Origin of the sequence: Clostridium sp. ATCC 25772, assembly GCF_001573875.1 — a bacterium.
Classification (GTDB): Bacteria; Bacillota; Clostridia; order Clostridiales; family Clostridiaceae; genus Clostridium_J; species Clostridium_J senegalense.
This window is the reverse complement of sequence record NZ_LFRG01000157.1, coordinates 1-660: the sequence shown is the minus strand read 5'-3', so window position 1 is coordinate 660 and position 660 is coordinate 1. Positions and strand designations below refer to the sequence as shown.

General features: G+C 27.4%; 1 pseudogene. It reads right to left on the bottom strand.

Going from position 1 to position 660, the window contains the following annotated elements:
* Positions 1 to 564 (bottom strand): annotated as a pseudogene (locus AZI32_RS17295) (hypothetical protein); the annotation flags it as partial.
* Positions 565 to 660 lie beyond the last annotated feature (96 nt).

Here is a 660-nt window from a genome sequence, read left to right as displayed (position 1 = left end):
TTTCTTTGCTATATTATTGATATATGATATCTTTCTTCCTGGATCTAAAATCAATACACCCTTTTCAATATTATCAATTATATCTCTAAACATTTCCATCTCTTTATCAATATATTTACTATCTTCAAATTCATTTACTTTTATAGAGATCAAGTCTGAAATGTGATGTATAAACTCTAAGTAAGATTTTAATTTCTTACGTACTTCTTTTTTCTTTTCTTTATCAGTACTTATTGCACCTATAACACCAATTGTTCGACCACTATACTTAATAGGTACAGCTAAAATCATTTTATCAAGGCACTTACTAAGCCTACTACAATTACTACAAATTTCATGACTAGCTATATCAACTACTGTTATATCATTTCCTGTACTAATAACTTGGCTATATATATAACCACTAGATACAAGAACTTCATTTTCTTTATATTTATAAATTCCAGAACCCCCAATTCTGAATAACCTATCATCTACAATTTCAATATCTACATTCAATACGCTAGCTATGGTCTCCACGTATTTGGTCATCTCATCTTGAACTTGTTTTAACATACTCGCCATTTGATATACTTCCCCTTTGTTAGTAAGTTTCTCATATTGACTATATTTTATCATAATTGATTATCAAATATAATTAGCTAACTTATTAATTTACAT